This is a genomic window from Bradyrhizobium australiense (assembly GCF_013114825.1).
GTDB classification, from domain to species: domain Bacteria; phylum Pseudomonadota; class Alphaproteobacteria; order Rhizobiales; family Xanthobacteraceae; genus Bradyrhizobium; species Bradyrhizobium australiense.
This window is the reverse complement of the sequence record NZ_JAAVLX010000046.1, coordinates 1-649: the sequence shown is the minus strand read 5'-3', so window position 1 is coordinate 649 and position 649 is coordinate 1. Positions and strand designations below refer to the sequence as shown.

Below are 649 nucleotides of genomic sequence, written 5' to 3'. Positions count from 1 at the left end.
ACGGGGTGATCGGCGTTCCTAACGTCGTGATTGAGACATCGGGATCCACAAGTCTCGTCCAGACCGGCAATGTGTATCAGCTCAATCCGGTTGGCGGTGGAACCGGTCCAACGGCGAAATATCTGGGGTCGAGCATTACGGTTGGTCAATTCGGCGGCTGGGCCCCGATCGGTGCGGAGGCGACGGCGAGCGGGTATCAGGTCGCCTGGAAGCTTGCAGGAGCTGATCAATACACGGTCTGGAGCACCGACACCAACGGCAATGACACGGTGAAATTGCTCGATTCCGTTTCGGGCGGCAGTGCCGCCCTGCAATCGATCGAGACGAGCTTTGCTCAAGACCTCAATGGTGACGGGGTGATCGGCGTTCCTAACGTCGTGATTGAGACATCGGGATCCACAAGTCTCGTCCAGACCGGCAATGTGTATCAGCTCAATCCGGTTGGCGGTGGAACCGGTCCAACGGCGAAATATCTGGGGTCGAGCATTACGGTTGGTCAATTCGGCGGCTGGGCCCCGATCGGTGCGGAGGCGACGGCGAGCGGGTATCAGGTCGCCTGGAAGCTTGCAGGAGCTGATCAATACACGGTCTGGAGCACCGACACCAACGGCAATGACACGGTGAAATTGCTCGATTCCGTTTCGGGCGG

At 59.2% G+C, this 649-nt stretch carries 1 pseudogene; it reads left to right on the top strand.

Annotated features, from left to right (window positions below):
* Window positions 1-649 (top strand): annotated as a pseudogene (locus HCN58_RS35235) (NF038122 family metalloprotease); the annotation flags it as partial.